This is a genomic window from Serratia nevei (genome assembly GCF_024160145.1).
Taxonomy (GTDB): Bacteria; Pseudomonadota; Gammaproteobacteria; order Enterobacterales; family Enterobacteriaceae; genus Serratia; species Serratia nevei_A.
In genome coordinates, this window is sequence record NZ_JAMYWQ010000047.1 from 1 (window position 1) to 15,939 (window position 15,939).

At 59.9% G+C, this 15,939-nt stretch carries 16 protein-coding genes; 7 read left to right on the forward strand and 9 right to left on the reverse strand.

The features are described 5' to 3' along the window. Positions 1–157: 157 nt before the first annotated feature. From tyrS to anmK, 4 genes are all read right to left on the reverse strand, one after another. Entirely contained in the window at positions 158–1,432 is a 1,275-nt protein-coding gene (gene tyrS / locus M6G53_RS22270) for a tyrosine--tRNA ligase (RefSeq protein ID WP_253334551.1), read from the reverse strand. A gap of 138 nt (positions 1,433–1,570) precedes the next feature. Beyond that, a complete protein-coding gene (pdxH, locus tag M6G53_RS22275) occupies positions 1,571–2,224 on the reverse strand; it encodes a pyridoxamine 5'-phosphate oxidase (protein ID WP_123894811.1) in 654 nt (217 codons plus the stop codon). Positions 2,225–2,313: 89 nt separating this feature from the next. Then, positions 2,314–2,616, reverse strand: a complete 303-nt coding sequence (locus tag M6G53_RS22280) for an MliC family protein (RefSeq protein ID WP_004931294.1) — start codon at positions 2,614–2,616, stop codon at positions 2,314–2,316. 45 nt (positions 2,617–2,661) lie between these two features. Then, a complete protein-coding gene (gene anmK / locus M6G53_RS22285) occupies positions 2,662–3,783 on the reverse strand; it encodes an anhydro-N-acetylmuramic acid kinase (RefSeq protein ID WP_253334554.1) in 1,122 nt (373 codons plus the stop codon). A 361-nt stretch (positions 3,784–4,144) separates the two neighbouring features. Here anmK and M6G53_RS22290 point away from each other — a divergent pair, with 361 nt between their 5' ends. Further along, the gene (locus M6G53_RS22290) at positions 4,145–4,609 is read left to right on the forward strand and encodes an outer membrane lipoprotein (protein ID WP_073532829.1); all 465 of its coding nucleotides are present in this window, start codon (positions 4,145–4,147) and stop codon (positions 4,607–4,609) included. Positions 4,610–4,702: 93 nt separating this feature from the next. On the opposite strand, the gene slyA is transcribed toward M6G53_RS22290, so the two are convergent. Further along, entirely contained in the window at positions 4,703–5,134 is a 432-nt protein-coding gene (gene slyA, locus M6G53_RS22295; RefSeq protein WP_253334556.1) for a transcriptional regulator SlyA, read from the reverse strand. A gap of 180 nt (positions 5,135–5,314) precedes the next feature. On the opposite strand from slyA, the gene M6G53_RS22300 reads away from it, so the two are divergent. From M6G53_RS22300 to M6G53_RS22310, 3 genes are read left to right on the forward strand one after another with little or no spacing between them, the layout of a single operon-like run. Next, entirely contained in the window at positions 5,315–5,551 is a 237-nt protein-coding gene (locus M6G53_RS22300; RefSeq protein WP_253334558.1) for a DUF1656 domain-containing protein, read from the forward strand. Between the two features lie 3 nt (positions 5,552–5,554). After that, the gene (locus M6G53_RS22305; RefSeq protein WP_253334560.1) at positions 5,555–6,418 is read left to right on the forward strand and encodes an efflux RND transporter periplasmic adaptor subunit; all 864 of its coding nucleotides are present in this window, start codon (positions 5,555–5,557) and stop codon (positions 6,416–6,418) included. Between the two features lie 3 nt (positions 6,419–6,421). Then, the gene (locus tag M6G53_RS22310; protein ID WP_253334561.1) at positions 6,422–8,452 is read left to right on the forward strand and encodes an FUSC family protein; all 2,031 of its coding nucleotides are present in this window, start codon (positions 6,422–6,424) and stop codon (positions 8,450–8,452) included. On the opposite strand, the gene sodC is transcribed toward M6G53_RS22310, so the two are convergent. After that, on the reverse strand, positions 8,453–8,971 hold the full coding sequence (gene sodC, locus M6G53_RS22315; RefSeq protein WP_253334562.1) for a superoxide dismutase [Cu-Zn] SodC: 519 nt from the start codon (positions 8,969–8,971) through the stop codon (positions 8,453–8,455). A gap of 241 nt (positions 8,972–9,212) precedes the next feature. On the opposite strand from sodC, the gene M6G53_RS22320 reads away from it, so the two are divergent. Continuing rightward, positions 9,213–11,057 carry a polyurethane esterase gene (locus M6G53_RS22320; protein WP_253334563.1) on the forward strand — a complete coding sequence of 615 codons (1,845 nt, stop codon included), beginning with the start codon at positions 9,213–9,215 and terminating at the stop codon, positions 11,055–11,057. 60 nt (positions 11,058–11,117) lie between these two features. Here the strand turns inward: M6G53_RS22320 and M6G53_RS22325 are convergent, their stop codons facing one another. The 3 genes from M6G53_RS22325 to M6G53_RS22335 all read right to left on the reverse strand — a co-directional run bounded on the left by M6G53_RS22325 (position 11,118) and on the right by M6G53_RS22335 (position 13,304). Next, a complete protein-coding gene (locus M6G53_RS22325; RefSeq protein WP_253334568.1) occupies positions 11,118–12,014 on the reverse strand; it encodes an aldo/keto reductase in 897 nt (298 codons plus the stop codon). 99 nt (positions 12,015–12,113) lie between these two features. Continuing rightward, a complete protein-coding gene (locus M6G53_RS22330) occupies positions 12,114–12,353 on the reverse strand; it encodes a DUF1289 domain-containing protein (protein ID WP_015377731.1) in 240 nt (79 codons plus the stop codon). 21 nt (positions 12,354–12,374) lie between these two features. After that, a complete protein-coding gene (locus M6G53_RS22335) occupies positions 12,375–13,304 on the reverse strand; it encodes a LysR substrate-binding domain-containing protein (protein WP_253334571.1) in 930 nt (309 codons plus the stop codon). Between the two features lie 139 nt (positions 13,305–13,443). Here M6G53_RS22335 and M6G53_RS22340 point away from each other — a divergent pair, with 139 nt between their 5' ends. Beyond that, positions 13,444–14,085, forward strand: a complete 642-nt coding sequence (locus M6G53_RS22340) for an NAD(P)-dependent oxidoreductase (protein ID WP_253334572.1) — start codon at positions 13,444–13,446, stop codon at positions 14,083–14,085. Between the two features lie 138 nt (positions 14,086–14,223). Next, positions 14,224–15,861 carry a phosphoethanolamine transferase EptA gene (eptA, locus tag M6G53_RS22345; RefSeq protein WP_253334588.1) on the forward strand — a complete coding sequence of 546 codons (1,638 nt, stop codon included), beginning with the start codon at positions 14,224–14,226 and terminating at the stop codon, positions 15,859–15,861. Positions 15,862–15,939: the final 78 nt, after the last annotated feature.

Consider the following 15,939-nt stretch of genomic DNA (forward strand, 5'->3'; position numbering starts at 1 on the left):
ACGACAGTAAACGCACGGGTCGAGTGGGATGGGAGAGATTATGGGAAGGATGGTTCAAACTGCAAACCATCCTTGAGGGTTATCTGCTGGCCAAGTCTCTCGAGCAAGAGATCTGATCAAGAGACAGCCGCCAGGGCCCCTTACCGTCATTATTCGCTTACTGCCAATCCACCAGGCAATAGTGCTTCTTGCCGCGGCGCAGCAGCGTGAAACGGCCGAACAGACGGTCGGCGTCGCTGAAACGGTATTCGGCATCGGACTGTTTCTCGCCGTTGATGGTCACCGCGTTGGAGCCGATCATCGTGCGTGCCTGGCCGCGTGACGGCACCAGTTCGGCATTGACCAGCGCCTGCTGCAGATCGGCGTCGCCATCCAGTTTGATGGTCGGCATGCCGTCCTGCGCCAGTTGGGCGAAATCCGCTTCGGTCATGTCGTGCAGCGCGCCGGAGAACAGACTCTGGGTGATGCGCTGAGCGGCCGCCAGGCCCTCTTCGCCGTGCACCATGCGGGTCACTTCTTCCGCCAGCACATACTGGGCGCGCGGAGCCTTGCCGCTGTTCTTGTCTTCTTCTTCCAGCGCGTTGATGTCTTCCAGGCTCATGAAGGTGAAGAACTTCAGGAAACGGTAGACGTCGGCGTCGGCGGTGTTGATCCAGAACTGGTAGAACTTGTACGGGCTGGTTTTTTCCGGCGCCAGCCAGACCGCGCCGCCTTCGGTTTTACCGAACTTGGTGCCGTCGGCCTTGGTGATCAACGGCACGGTCAGGCCGAACACCTGCTTCTGATGTTGACGACGCGTCAGATCGATACCCGAGGTGATGTTGCCCCACTGATCGGAGCCGCCGATCTGCAGCTCCACCTGATGGCGATTGTACAGCTCGGAAAAATCGAAACCCTGCAGCAGGTTGTAGGAAAACTCGGTGAAGGAGATGCCGGAATCGTCGCGATTCAGGCGCTGCTTGACCGCTTCCTTGTTGATCATCTGGTTGACGGAGAAGTGCTTGCCGATGTCACGCAGGAAGGTCAGCACGTTCATGCCGCCGAACCAGTCGTAGTTGTTGGCCGCGATAGCGCTGTTGCTGCCGCAGTCGAAATCGAGGAACGGGGAAACCTGTTTGCGGATCTTCTCGACCCACTCGTTCACCGTATCGGTGGTGTTCAGCTTGCGCTCCGCCGCTTTGAAGCTCGGATCGCCGATCAGGCCGGTGGCGCCGCCCACCAGCGCCACCGGCTTGTGGCCGGCCAGCTGGAAGCGCTTCAGGCACAACAGAGGAACCAGATGGCCCAAATGCAAGCTGTCGGCGGTCGGATCGAAACCGCAATACAGTGCAATTGGCCCTTGCGCCAGTCGCTCCGCTAACGCTTCCTCATCCGTAACCTGGGCAACGAGGCCCCGCTCTTGCAGTTGTTTAATCAAGTTGCTGCTTGCCATCAATGACTCCATGTATAAACGAATGCACCTTTGCCGGTACACGGCCTTTCGCCCAGTGGCGAAATAAAAATTCAGGGTAGCGCATAGAATAAAGCGCCGGCGACGTCAGCACCAGCGCTTAGAGGGGATTTTCCGTCTTCAGGGTGCCAGTCGGTCAATTTTCCAGTCATTCCCGTCCCGCTGGTACAGGAAACGGTCATGCAGGCGGTGGGCGCCCCCCTGCCAAAACTCGACGGAGTCGAATTTCACGCGGAATCCGCCCCAGAAACTCGGCAATGGCACTTCGCCCTGCTGAAACTTCTGCTTCAGCTCAAGGAATTTGCTTTCCAGCACGCCGCGCGCGGAAATGCGCGACGACTGCTGCGACACCCAGGCGCCGATTTGGCTGTCCTTCGGCCGGCTGTTGAAATACTTCAGCACTTCGAAGGTCGACAGGCGCTCCACCTGACCGAGGAAGATCACCTGGCGATCGAGCATGTGCCAGGGGAACAGCAGGCTGATATGCGGGTTGTGCGCCAGCTGTTGCGCCTTGCGGCTGCCGAGGTTGGTGTAGAACACCAGCCCCTGCTCATCGAAATGCTTCAGCAGCACGATGCGCTGATAGGGCTGACCGTGTTCGTCGACGGTCGCGACGCACATGGCGGTCGGATCGGCCAGGCGCGCGTCGCAGGCCTGTTTCAACCAGCGCTCGAACAGCTCGAGCGGGTTGGCGGTCAGATCGTTGCGGCGCAGGCCGCCTCGGGTGTATTCACGGCGCAGGTCCGCAACATCAAACTCATTCTTTTCAATCATCTGGGTTATCGACCAACTGAAAAAATCCGTCGTTACATTCTGCGCCTGCGGCGTCAGGAACTCAATCGCTCCGACGCCGCCATTGACCTTCACTCCGTCAGCACGCAGTCGCTCATCACTACCTTGCCGTTACGTTCAAGATAGGCATTGCGGTCTTTCGACCAGAAAGTGTATTTGCCGTCGCTGTATTTGGCGCCGGTCAACGCCAGCACCTGCTTGAGATGCAGCTGCTCGCCATCCATCAGCAGGCTGACCTCGCTCGCCTTGCCGTCGAGCGCCACCGTCAGCGGCGTGGTGCCGCACTGATAGTGCATCGTCTGGCTGCTTTGCGGCAGGATGTAGCTGCAGCCGGACAGCGCCAGCGCGCCGGCGACGAAAATGACTTTTTTCATGCTGTTGCTCCTTAGAAAAATCCTTCACGGGCTATCCTAACAGAGCTAACGGCCCCCCAACGGCAAAACCGGATAAATCCCACCCAGCACCGTTTCGCGGCTGGCGCCGGTCACCGAAGGCAGGTTGCCGGCCTGGCCGGACAGCGTGCGAAACGCCAGCCAGGCAAAGGCCAGCGCCTCCATATCGTCACCGCTGACGCCGCAATCGTCGGTCAGCCCGACCTCCGTGCCCGGCAACAGCGCCGACAGGCGCGCCATCAGCAGCGAGTTGCGCGCCCCGCCGCCGCACACCAGCAGGCGTTCGCAGCCGCCGGCCAGCAACACCTGTTCGCTGATGCTGACGGCGGTCAGCTCCGTCAACGTGGCCTGCACGTCGACCGGCGCGATCGCCGGCAGCCCGCCCAGCTGACGCTCCAGCCAGGAGATGTTGAAATACTCGCGGCCGGTACTTTTCGGCGCCGGCAGCGTGAAGTAAGGATCCGCCAGCATCTGCTGCAACAGCGGCAAACAGACCCGCCCCTGCATCGCCCAACCGCCGTCCCGGTCGAAAGGCTGCGCGCGGTGACGCCACACCCAGGCGTCCATCAGCATATTGCCCGGCCCGGTGTCGAAACCGCGCACCGGCGTGCCGGGCAACAGCAGGGAGAGGTTGGCGATGCCGCCGATGTTCAGCACCATGCGACGCTCGACCGGGTGCCCCAGCAGCGCCTGATGAAACGCCGGCACCAGCGGTGCGCCCTGCCCGCCGTAGGCCATGTCGCGCCGGCGAAAATCGCCGACGGTGGTGATATTGGTCAGCGCGGCGATGCGGTTGTTGTCGCCCAGCTGCATCGAGAAACGCGCGTCGCCTTCCGGTTCATGCCACACCGTCTGGCCATGGCAGCCGATGGCGGTAATGTGTTCCGCGTCAATGCCGGTTTGCTTCAGCAGGCCGAGCACCGCCTCGCCGAACAGCGTGCCCAGCTGCGCGTCCAGCCGGCCGACGGCGGCCAGCGTGGTCTGCTGCCCCTGGCACATGCCCAGGATCTCTTTTTTCAGCGCCATCGGCATCGGATGGCTATAGCTGGCCTGTTGCGCCACCATGCGATCGTCGATCGCGGCCAATACCACATCGATTCCGTCCAGACTGGTGCCGGACATGACGCCTATATAGCGGCCTGACTTCATAGCAACATCCTCTAACCCGCGCGGTAAACAAATTTCATTCTGATAAATAAACCAGAATTGCCGGATTAACGCCATGAATTATGATGCTTTTTTTACAGGCCGTGAGCCAGATGCCGCCTCATTGCGCCGCTGCGGCACGGGTTATGTGTTAAACCGTGCCTTAACCGGCAACGGAATGTCGCCGACGCTGTCATAAAGGTAAACCGCGGTTTATTATTGGTTGAACAGAGAAAAGTTAAGCTGCCTGCAGTGATGGAGCATGGTGATATGCCCGGCTTTCAGCCATACTTTGTCTATCGTTTACCGAATCTTGCCTGGTGAGCATTACCAGGTTACGGACTACTACCATCAGGAGTTTTATATGATCAAGCGTCTTCTCGTCGTCGCCGTCGCCGCCGTTACGCTGGCAGGGTGCGCCAATGAATCCATGTCCGGCGATGTTTACTCGTCCTCGCAGGCCAAACAGGTGCAAACCGTCACCTACGGGACGCTGGTTTCCGTTCGTCCGGTTAAAATTCAGGGCGGCGAAGGCTCCAACACTATGGGGATGATCGGCGGCGCGGTGATTGGCGGGCTGCTGGGTAACACCGTCGGCGGCGGCACCGGCCGTACGCTGGCCACCGCAGCGGGCGCTATCGCCGGCGGCGCGGCGGGCAACAGCATCGGTGAAGTGGCCGGCCGTACCTCAGGCTACGAGCTGGAAATCAAAACCGACCAGAAAGAGAACATCGTGGTGGTACAGAAAGCGGGCGACACCAAGTTCAGCCCGGGCCAGCGCGTACGCATGGCGCGCATGGGCGATACCATCACCGTTTCTCCGCTGTAAGTCAGCCGGCGGCAAACGGCAAACCGGAGGCAAACGCCTCCGGTTTTATTTCTGATGCTGTGAAACTGTAATCGTAGAAAAATAAGAATATTATTATTTGTTCTGCAGTTCGGTGATGTTTTGTTCTAACTTGCCAATCAGCCCTACCAACAGATGCACTTCGTCGACGGTAATGCCGCTTAAAATCTCACTGCGCGTTGACGTGATCACACTGTCCACTTCCCTGATGATCGGATCGGCCGCATCGGTCAGCTTGATGCGCTTCGCGCGGCGATCGTTGGCACAGGTGTGACGCGTAATCAGCCCTTTTTCCTCCAGTTGGTCCAGCGTACGAACCAGTGACGGCTGCTCGATACCGATCGCCTTGGCCAACTGGATTTGCGACTGTTCCGGCGGCAAGCGATTGATATTGTGCAAGGTAACCCAGTGTGTTTGGGTCAGCTCCAACGGCTTGAGCCGATGATCGATGAGCGCGCGCCAAACACGAACTAATCGTGCTAAATCTGAACCTAATGTTGAATCCACTTCCCCCTCCTTATAATTAGCATGCTAACATTACCTCCCAGAGTTTAGACTATTTTGGGTAACTCACATTAAAAACACAAATGTATATAATGTATATTGTGGAAATAGCCACTATTTTTAGCCGCTATTGTTTAATCGTTATGCAAATATTCAACATATTCACCCTTAGGGATTGTTAATGTGAATACATCATGGTTACACACCTCATCGCCCTTACCCGATTTGGTCCTGGGGGCATCGCTTTATTTTCCACCTGTATTTAAAGCTTTTTTGCTAGGACTGGTCTTATGGCTGCTGATTCATCAGCTGCTGAGAGACTGGATGTATTCCGGCGAAATCTGGCATCCCATGTTGATGGACCTGTCCATTTTCGTTCTGACCGTCAGCGGTTCCTTATGGATTTTAGCGAGTTGGTAACCCATGCAGCATAAAACATTAAAATACTTTTCTACGGTGATCGTCTGCGCCATTGCCGTCTGCGCCGGTTGGTGGCTCTGGAATTATTATATGCAATCGCCGTGGACCCGTGACGGAAAAGTGCGCGCAGAACTTGTCAATATCACCCCTGAAGTTTCTGGAAGATTAGAGAAAATAAGCGCGAATGACAATCAGTTCGTACCTGCGGGAAGTCTGATTTTTACCCTCGACCCGGTGCCTTATCAGATCGCGCTGGACAATGCCGAGGCCGCGGTGGCAAAAGCGCAATCCGATCTGGCCAAGGCGGACCACGAGGCCGCCCGCCGCCGCGGTTTGCCGCGTAGCGTTATTTCCGCTGAAGATTTGGACGCGTCCAATTTAGCCGCTCAGGCAATGAAGGCCGCCTATAAAGCCGCCCTGGCCAACCTGGAACAGGCCAAATGGAATTTGAGCAAAACCAAAATCTATGCGCCAACTGACGGTTATATCACCAACCTGCAGGCGCGGGTCGGAAACTACGCCAATGCCGGTACGCCCCTGGTGGCGTTGGTGGATGTGCACTCGTTTTATGTGCTCGGTTATTTCGAGGAAACCAAGCTGAAGCATATAAAAGAAGGCAATAAAGCGGACATCGTTTTATATAACGGCAACACGCCGCTACAGGGCGAAGTGGAGAGTATCGGCCGCGCCATTTACGATCAGAGCGTTGACAGCAGCAACGATCTATTAATGGACGTTAAGCCCAATGTTCCCTGGGTACGGTTGGCGCAGCGCGTGCCGGTGCGGATAAAATTGCTCAACCTCCCCGCCGATTTGACGCTGGTGGCCGGCACCACCTGCACCATTTCTATTCATCAGTGGAACTAAAGTGTGAACCTGCCTTTTCTGGAGTGGCGCCGCACCCCGTGGGGTAAGGCGAGCGGCGGCCAATGGCGCTATGCGCTGCGCAACTCGCTGGCGATGTGTCTCGCGCTTTGGATGGCGTTCGTGCTCGAACTCGACGAGCCCACCTGGGCGCTCACCTCCGCCGCGGTGGTCAGCTTCCCCACCATCGGCGGCGTGATCAGCAAAAGCATCGGCCGCATCTTCGGCAGCCTGATGGGTGCCGCCGCGTCGGTGGCGATCGCCGGCCACTGCCTGAACGATCCCTGGCTGTTCACGCTGTTCATCGCCGCCTGGATCGGGCTGTGCACCTCTATCTCCAACCACTACCAAAACAACGTCTCTTACGCATTCGCACTGGCGGGTTATACCGCTGCCATCATCGCCTTCGGTACGGTCAACGTCACCGATACCCAGCAGATCTTCGATATCGCGCAGGCGCGGGTCTGCGAAGTGATCACCGGCATTCTGTGCGGCGGGTTGATGATGATGATCCTGCCCAGCACCTCCGACGGCGAAGCGCTGCTGACCTCGTTGCGACGCATGCAGCTGCGCCTGCTGGAGCACGCCGCCATGCTGTGGCAGCCGGAAAGCACCGCGCAGATGCGCACTTCGCATGAGGGGGTCATCGGCCAGATCCTGACCATGAACCTGCTGCGCATTCAGGCATTCTGGAGCCACTACCGGCTGCGGCGGCAAAATAATCTGCTCAACTACCTGCTGCACCAACAATTGCGTATTACCAGCGTCATCTCCAGCCTGCGCCGCATGCTGCTGAACTGGCCGGATCGCCCCGCCAATCTGATGCCGGTGCTGACGCAACTGCTGGACGAGCTGCGCGATCCCGCCACCGATAAATACCGCTTGGCACGTCTGCTCCAGCAGATCGCCCCGCAAGATCCCGCGGATTACCGCCACCGTGCCTTCTGGCTGCGCCTGCGCCATTTCTGCTGGCTTTACCTGAGCTGCAACCGCTGGCTGCTGCGACTGGAAAGCGCCACGGCGGTCAGCGATCTCCAACCGCCGCGCGTCACCTCGCTGGCGCGCCATACCGACAGCTACGAGGCCGCCTACAACGGTCTGCGCACCTTTTTGTGCATCGTGATCGGCTGCGCCTATTGGATTAACACGCAGTGGGACGCCGGCAGCGCGGCGCTGACGCTCACCGCCATCAGCTGCGTGCTCTACTCCTCCACGCCTTCGCCGATCAACAGCGTCAGCACCTTGCTCAAGGCGATACTGTTGCTCTCGGTCACCTGCTTCGTGGTGAAATTCGGTTTGATGATCCAGATCGATGACTTCTGGGTGTTCTGCGCCTTCCTGTTCCCGATCCTGGTGACCATGCAGATGCTCAAGCTGCAGAACCCGCCTTATGCCGCGCTCTGGGGGCAACTGATCGTCTTTATGGGCTCGTTCCTCTCCGTCAGCAACCCGCCGAGCTATGACTATCAGTCCTTTATCAATGACAACCTCGCTAAAGTCGTCGGCGTGCTGCTGGCCGGGCTGGCGTTTCAGATCCTGCGCCCCAGCTCGGACAAACGCAAAAGCCGCCGCATCATCCGCGCGCTGCGGCGCGATTTTATCGATCAGTTGAGTAAACGGCCGCAGCAGAGCGAAAGCCAGTTCGAATCGCTGATCTACCATCGCATCAGCCAGCTCAATCAAAGTCAGGATCAGGAAGCGCGCAGCTGGCTGCTGCGCTGGGGCGTGGTGCTGCTTAACTGCAGCCATGTCGTCTGGCAATTGCGCGACTGGCAGACCCGTTCCGATCCGCTGTCGGCGGTGCGCGACGTCTGTATTCACTGCCTGCGCGGCATCATGACGGAGAAAGGCGTACAGCACAGCTCGCTGGACGCCACATTGCTGGAGCTGCTGCGCATGAGCACTGCGCTGGCGCACCACCCCGAACAGGCGGCGCGCGATCTGGCCGGCCTGATTTGGCGGCTCTATTGCTCGCTGCAACAGCTGCAACAGGCGATTGGCCAGCCCGCCGCCGCGCCGGCCGTCAGCGGCGGGTGATCACGGGATCACGCCGCAGGCGAAGCGCTCGCCGCCACCGCCGAGCGGCAGTGGATGATCCGAGTGGTTATCGCCGCCGGCGTGCACCATCAGCGCCTTGCCCTCGATTTCGCTGATTTTCTTCAGCCGTGGCGCCAGTACCGGATAGGTCGCCATGCCGTCGGCGGTCACATAGATGGCCGGCAAGTCGCCCAGATGCCCGTCGGCATATGGCCCGAGGTGCTTTCCGGTCTTCTGCGGGTCAAGGTGCCCGCCGGCCGCCAGTGCCGCCACCGCCTTGCCATCCTTCATGCCCGGCTCGCAGCTGCCTTTTTCATGCACGTGGAAGCCGTGTATCCCGGCCGGTAACGCTTTCAGGCTCGGCGTAAACAGCAAGCCGTACGGCGTTTCGCTGATGACCACCTTGCCGATGTCCTGGCCGATCCCTTGCCCGGTCACCAGATGCATCTCAACGTCGGTCGCCGCCTGAGCCGCACCGCACGCCATCAGGCCAAGCGCCGCATACCAATAACGTTTCATCAATCAGTCTCCTTAATGTCTCTGCTGAGCTTTCAGTATAGGAGAACCGGCGCAGGCACTGTTAACCAACGCACAATCTCATCAGTTTGATTCGCACACCTAATATTTAGGGCTAATACTATTTCTACCGATGTTGGTCCTCTGACCAGCTGTCGTTCGGCTAACGTTGTTTCCCTGTTTCCACCGCCGACGCACGAGAGTTCACTCCCCGGCCAGGCGGCGTACTTCATAAGGAACTGATATGGGCATCTTTAGCTATAAGGATCTGGACGAAAACGCATCAAAAGCGCTGTTTTCCGACGCCTTGGCCATCTCTACCTACGCTTACCACAATATTGATAACGGCTTCGACGAAGGCTACCACCAGACCGGCTTCGGACTGGGCCTGCCGCTGACGCTGCTCACCGCGCTGATCGGCAGCACCCAATCACAGGGCGGCCTGCCCGGCATTCCCTGGAACCCCGACTCCGAACAGGCGGCGCAAGACGCGCTGAACAATGCCGGTTGGTCGGTCATCAGCGCCGCGCAGCTCGGTTACGCCGGCAAAACCGATGCACGCGGCACCTACTACGGCGAGACCGCCGGTTACACCACCGCCCAGGCCGAGGTTCTGGGCAAATATGACAGCGAAGGCAATCTCACCGCCATTGGCATCTCATTTCGCGGCACCAGCGGCCCGCGCGAGTCGTTGATCGGCGATACCATCGGCGATGCGATTAACGATCTGCTGGCGGGCATCGGGCCGAAAGGCTACGCCGACGGTTACACGCTGAACGCCTTTGGCCAGCTGCTGGGCGACGTGGCGAAGTTCGCGCAGGCGCACGGGCTGAGCGGCGAAGACGTGGTGGTCAGCGGCCACAGCCTCGGCGGGCTGGCGGTCAACAGCATGGCGGCGCAGAGCGACGCCAACTGGGGCAGCTTCTACGCGCAGTCCAACTATGTCGCCTTTGCCTCACCGACCCAATATGAAGCCGGCGGCAAAGTGATCAACATCGGCTATGAGAACGACCCGGTATTCCGTGTGCTCGACGGCACCACGCTGACCGCGGCGTCGTTAGGCGTACACGATGCGCCCCATGCCTCCGCCACCAACAATATCGTCAACTTCAACGATCACTACGCATCAGGCGCCTGGAACCTGCTGCCGTTTTCCATTCTCAACGTGCCGACCTGGCTGTCGCACCTGCCGTTCTTCTATCAGGACGGTTTGATGCGGGTGCTGAACTCCGAGTTTTATTCGCTGACCGACAAGGACTCGACCATCATCGTCTCCAACCTGTCGAACGTGACGCGCGGCAATACCTGGGTGGAAGATCTGAACCGCAACGCGGAAACGCACAGCGGGCCAACGTTTATCATCGGCAGCGACGGCAATGATTTGATCAAGGGCGGCAAAGGCAACGACTACCTCGAGGGCCGCGACGGCGACGATATTTTCCGCGATGCCGGCGGCTATAACCTGATCGTCGGCGGCAAAGGCCACAATATCTTCGATACCCAACAGGCGCTGAAAAACACCGAGGTCGCCTACGACGGCAACACGCTTTACCTGCGCGACGCCAAAGGCGGCATTACGCTGGCGGACGACATCGCTACCCTGCGCAGCAAAGAAACCTCCTGGTTGATTTTCAACAAAGAGGTGGATCATCAGGTGACCGCCGCCGGATTGAAATCGGATGCAGGCCTCAAAGCCTATGCCGCCGCCACCACCGGCGGCGACGGCGATGACGTCCTGCTGGCTCGCAGCCACGACGCCTGGCTGTTCGGCAACGCCGGCAACGACACGCTGATCGGCCACGCCGGCGGTAACCTGACCTTCGTCGGCGGCAGCGGCGATGACATCCTGAAGAGCGTCGGCAACGGCAATACCTTCCTGTTCAGCGGCGATTTTGGCCGCGACCAGCTGTATGGCTTCAACGCCACCGATAAGCTGGTGTTTATCGGCACCGAGGGTGCCAGCGGAAACATCCGCGACTACGCCACGCAGCAAAACGACGATCTGGTGCTGGCCTTCGGCCACAGCCAGGTCACGCTGATCGGCGTCTCGCTCGATCACTTCAACACCGATCAGGTGGTGTTGGCCTAAAGATCGGCGTAAAAAAAGCCGGGCGCTGTCGCCGCCCGGCTTTCCTCTCTCTGCTCCGCCTTAAGGCACGTCATACCCCAGCGCCGCCTTGCGAATGCGGAACCATTGCTGGCGGTTCAACACCAGTTTCTGCGCCTTCAGCGCCGAACGCACCCGCTCAATCTTGCCGGAGCCGATAATCGGCAGCGGCGACGACGGCAGGCGCATCACCCAGGCGTACACCACCTGCTCGATGCTCTCGGCACCGATCTCCTGCGCCACCCGCTGCAGCTCGTCGCGCAGCGGCTGGAACTCGGCGTCGTTGAACAGGCGCCCGCCCCCCAGGCAGGACCAGGCCATCGGCTTGATGCGCAGTTGCTGGCACTGGTCGAGCGTGCCGTCGAGAATGGCCGGTTGGTGAATCGGCGAGATCTCCACCTGGTTGGTCGCCAGCGTGAACGGCAGGCGCGACTGCAATAGCTGGAACTGCGCGGGCGTAAAGTTGGAGACGCCGAAATGGCGCACCTTGCCGCTTTTGTGCAGCGCAACGAAGGCTTCGGCCACGTCGTCGGCGTCCATCAACGGATCCGGCCGGTGGATCAGCAGCAGATCGAGGTAGTCGGTATGCAGATGGCGCAGCGATTGTTCCGCGCTCTGCACGATATGATCGCGGTCGGTAATGTAGTGGCCGATCGGGTTGCCGGGCTTGGCGGTGGTGGCGATGCCGCACTTGGTCACCAGCTCCAGCGACTGGCGCAGCGCCGGCTTCAGGCGCAGCGCGTCGCCAAACGCCTGTTCGCAGGCATAGCCGCCGTAGATATCCGCGTGATCGGCGGTAGTAACGCCCAGTTCGACATGCTGTTCGATGAACGTCAGCAGCTGCTGCGGCGACATGCCCCACTCCATCAACCGCCAGTAACCGCAAATCATGCGGGAAAATTCAGGCCCCTGCGGCGCGAGACGAATACGTTCTACCATTGCGAAAACCTCATGACATTAGTTGTCAGCCAGCATACACAAGCCAGCGAGGCACAGGGAAGCGCTAAGCCGCACGAACGTGCGGCAGATCAGGAAAGGTTAAAACAGCGACGGCTGTTCCGGCAGCGGCTCGTCGGGGGCCTTATTGGCGCGCTGCAGGCGCAGGAAGCGTTGGCGGCACAGGCGCAGTACCTCGCGTTTTTGCGCGTCGCTCATGTTCATCCAGCCGAAGCGCTCCTCGCGGCTGCGCAGGCAGCCACGGCAGAATCCACGATCGTCGGCCTGGCAAATGCCGCGACACGGGCTGGGGATGTCGAAAAATTCAAGCTGCTGCGCCACGGGGCCTCCTGCATTCTCTTGCTAATTGAAGACGCCATCGCCGCCGCTGGCAAGTCCCTTTTCGCCACGGCGGCGAAAATAGTCGCGCAAATAGCGCAGCGCCTGGCGGCTTTTCTCCGGCACGTTACGCTCGAGCGTCAGCGCGTGCAGCCGCAGCGGCGCCGGCCGCCACTCCGGCAACAGCAGCAACAGCTCGCCGCGCTGCAGCTCGTCACCAATTTCATACAGAGGCTGAATGGAAATGCCCAGCCCGGCGCGGGTAAAGGCCCGCATCACGTTCATGCTCTCGCTGACGATCTGCCCTTCCGCCAGCCGCAGTTTAACCTGCTGACCGGACTGGTGCAGCAAGTCCAGATGGGCCCCGCTGTAACCGCTGGAGATCCAGCGGTGCTGCACCAAATCCTGCGGTTTTTCCGGCACCCCATGCTGGCTGAGGTAACGCGGCGCGGCGCACAGCACCATCGGCCACGCCGTCAGCGGGTGCGCAATCATATTGGCGTCCGCCAGCTGCCGGTTGGCCCGCAGCGCAATGTCAACCCGTTGCTCTATCATATCGACGATGCGATCGTCCGCCAGCACCCGCAGCGTCAGCTTGGGATGCGCCTGCAACAGCGGCGACAACGCCTCCGCCAACGAACGGCCGCCGATCCCGACCGGGGTGGCGATGCGCAGCTCGCCCACCAGCGTATCCCGCAGCTCCGCCAACCGCTGTTCCGCCAGCTGCGCCTGTTGCAGCATGGCCTCGCAGCCGGGATAAAACGCTGCCCCCGCCTCGGTCAGCGCCAGACGGCGGGTGGAACGGTGCAACAGCGGCACCCCGAGCGCCTTTTCCAGCGAGCGCATGTGCTGGCTGACCGCCGACGGCGTCATGCCCAGCCGCCGCGCCGCGCCGGCCAGCGATCCCTCCGCCACCACGGTGGCGAACACCGCCATTCGATTGAGTTTATCCACGATTATGAAGTTTTACTTAATCAAGAAAGCATGAATATGGCACTAATCGCGGCTATTGTTAAGGACTAGAGTAGAACCCACGCAGCAGGCACAGCGGCCTGCCTCACGATATTGAACCCATCCCCGAAGGAGCATGCAGATGAAAGTAGCCATTATTGGAGCAACCGGTTTTGTTGGCCGCCGCGTAGTGGATGAAGCGCTGGCGCGCGGCATTCAGGTGACGGCGATCGCCCGCCAGAAAAAAGATTTGCCGCAACACGCCAACCTGACCGTCGCGCTGGGCGACGTCGCCGATACCGCCTGGCTGGCGGGACAATTGCGCGGCCAGGATGCGGTGATCAGCGCCTACAACCCCGGCTGGGGCGAAGACAACCTGTATGAGAAGACCGCCCGCGGCGCTCAGCAGATCCTTACCGCGGTCGAACAGGCCGGCGTCAAGCGCCTGCTGGTGGTCGGCGGTGCCGGCAGCCTGGAAGTGGCGCCGGGCGTTGAACTGGTGGATACGCCGCAGTTCCCGGAAAATATCCGCCCCGGTGCGCAGGCGGTACGCGAGCTGCGCAACAAGCTGCGCAATGAATCGGCGCTCGACTGGACCTATCTCTCGCCGGCGGCGCTGCTGGAGCCGGGCAAACGCACCGGCCAGTTCCGTCTCGGCACCACCCAACTGCTGATGAACGGCGAGGCGCCGGCCAGCATTTCAGTGGAAGATCTGGCGGTCGCTATCGTCGATGAGATTGAAAAACCCCAGTTTATTCGCGCGCAGTTCACCGCCGCCTATTAATCTGCCTTGTCGCCAGGCCGCCCGGCCTGGCGTTTTCCCCGCATTATCCGCCGCCAGTATTCTGAATTTCTAAGGTTTTCTTAAGTTTCATCCGGTAGATTTCAAGGCATTATCTCCTCTCAGGATCCAGATTTGACAATGTGGTTACGCCAACGCTTACAGTGCACCAGCCTCGGTTTTATCCTCGCCACCGCCCTGTTCTTCACGCTGTTTCAAAACGCGTTATTTCTGCACCGCGCCTGGTCGTATATCACCTTCGATAGCGTCCACAGAGTAATTTTCGCCGCCAGCATGCCGGTGGTGATCTTCTGTGCGCTGAATATCATCTTCAGCGTGTTGAGCGTGCCCTACCTGCGCAAGCCGCTGGTCATCTTGTTGCTACTCGGCAGCGCCGCAGCCAACTATTTCATGTACAGCTATGGCGTGGTGATCGACGGCAACATGATACAAAACGCCTTCGAAACCAACGCTCAGGAAGCAACGGCGCTGCTGACGCCGCGCATGGGATTGTGGCTGGCGCTGCTCGGCGTTCTGCCGGCGGTGGCGGTCTGCTTCACCCATATTCGCCAGACCCGCCCCTGGTGGTACATGGTCGGGCTGCGCGCCGCCAACGTCATGCTGTCGCTGGTGGTGATCCTGATCGTCGCCGCGCTGTTCTACAAAGACTACGCTTCGCTGATCCGCAACAATAAAAGCGTGGTGAAGATGTTGACGCCTTCCAACTTCGTCGCCGGCACGATCAAGTTTACCGAGCAGCATTACATCACCCGCAATCTGCCGCTGGTGAAGATCGGTGAAGACGCGCGCAAAGGGCCGCTGATCGCCGGGCAAGCCAAGAAAACGCTGGTGATCCTGGTGGTGGGCGAAACCGCCCGCGCCGAAAACTTCTCCCTCGGCGGCTACGCGCGCGAAACCAACCCGCGCCTGAAGCAGGACGACGTGGTCTACTTCAAGAACGCCAGCGCTTGCGGCACCGAGACGGCGATCTCCGTACCCTGCATGTTCTCCAACATGCCGCGCAGGGAGTACGACGCTCCCCTGGCGGCGCACCAGGAGGGCATGCTCGACGTGCTGGCGCATGCCGGCGTCAACGTGTTGTGGCGCGATAACGACGGCGGCTGCAAAGGCGCCTGCGACCGAGTGCCGCACCTCGACATGACCAAATTGAAACTGCCGCAGGACTGCGACGGCGAAGTGTGCATGGATAACGTGTTGCTGTACAAACTGAACGACTACATCAGCAGCCTGAAAGACGACGGCGTGATCGTGCTGCACCAGATGGGCAGCCACGGCCCGGCTTATTACCGCCGCAGCACACCAGAATTCCAGCGCTTTTCGCCGACCTGCAACAGCAATCAGATTCAGGATTGCAGCCATGAGCAGCTGGTGAACACCTACGACAACACCATCCTGTATACCGACGCGATGCTCGATGCCACCATCAGGCTGCTGCAGCAGTATGACGACCGCTTCAATACCGCGCTGGTCTATTTGTCCGATCACGGCGAGTCGCTGGGGGAAAACGGCATGTACCTGCACGGCACGCCTTATGTCTTCGCGCCGAGCCAGCAAACGCACGTGCCTTTCCTGATGTGGATGTCGGCCGACTATCAGCGCAACTTCGGCATCGATCGCCAGTGCCTGAACATGCTGGCGGCAAAGGACGAGGTGTCGCAGGACAACCTGTTCCACACCCTGCTGGGCATGCTGAACGTACAAACCCGCGAATATCAATCCCGGCTGGATATCCTGCAGCGTTGCCGCAACGCGGCGTAAGCGCTTAACTTCCTCGTGCCGCTGGGGCACAATAGTTTGCAGACAACCGGCGTTTTGTGCGCCGGTTTTTTTATTCCC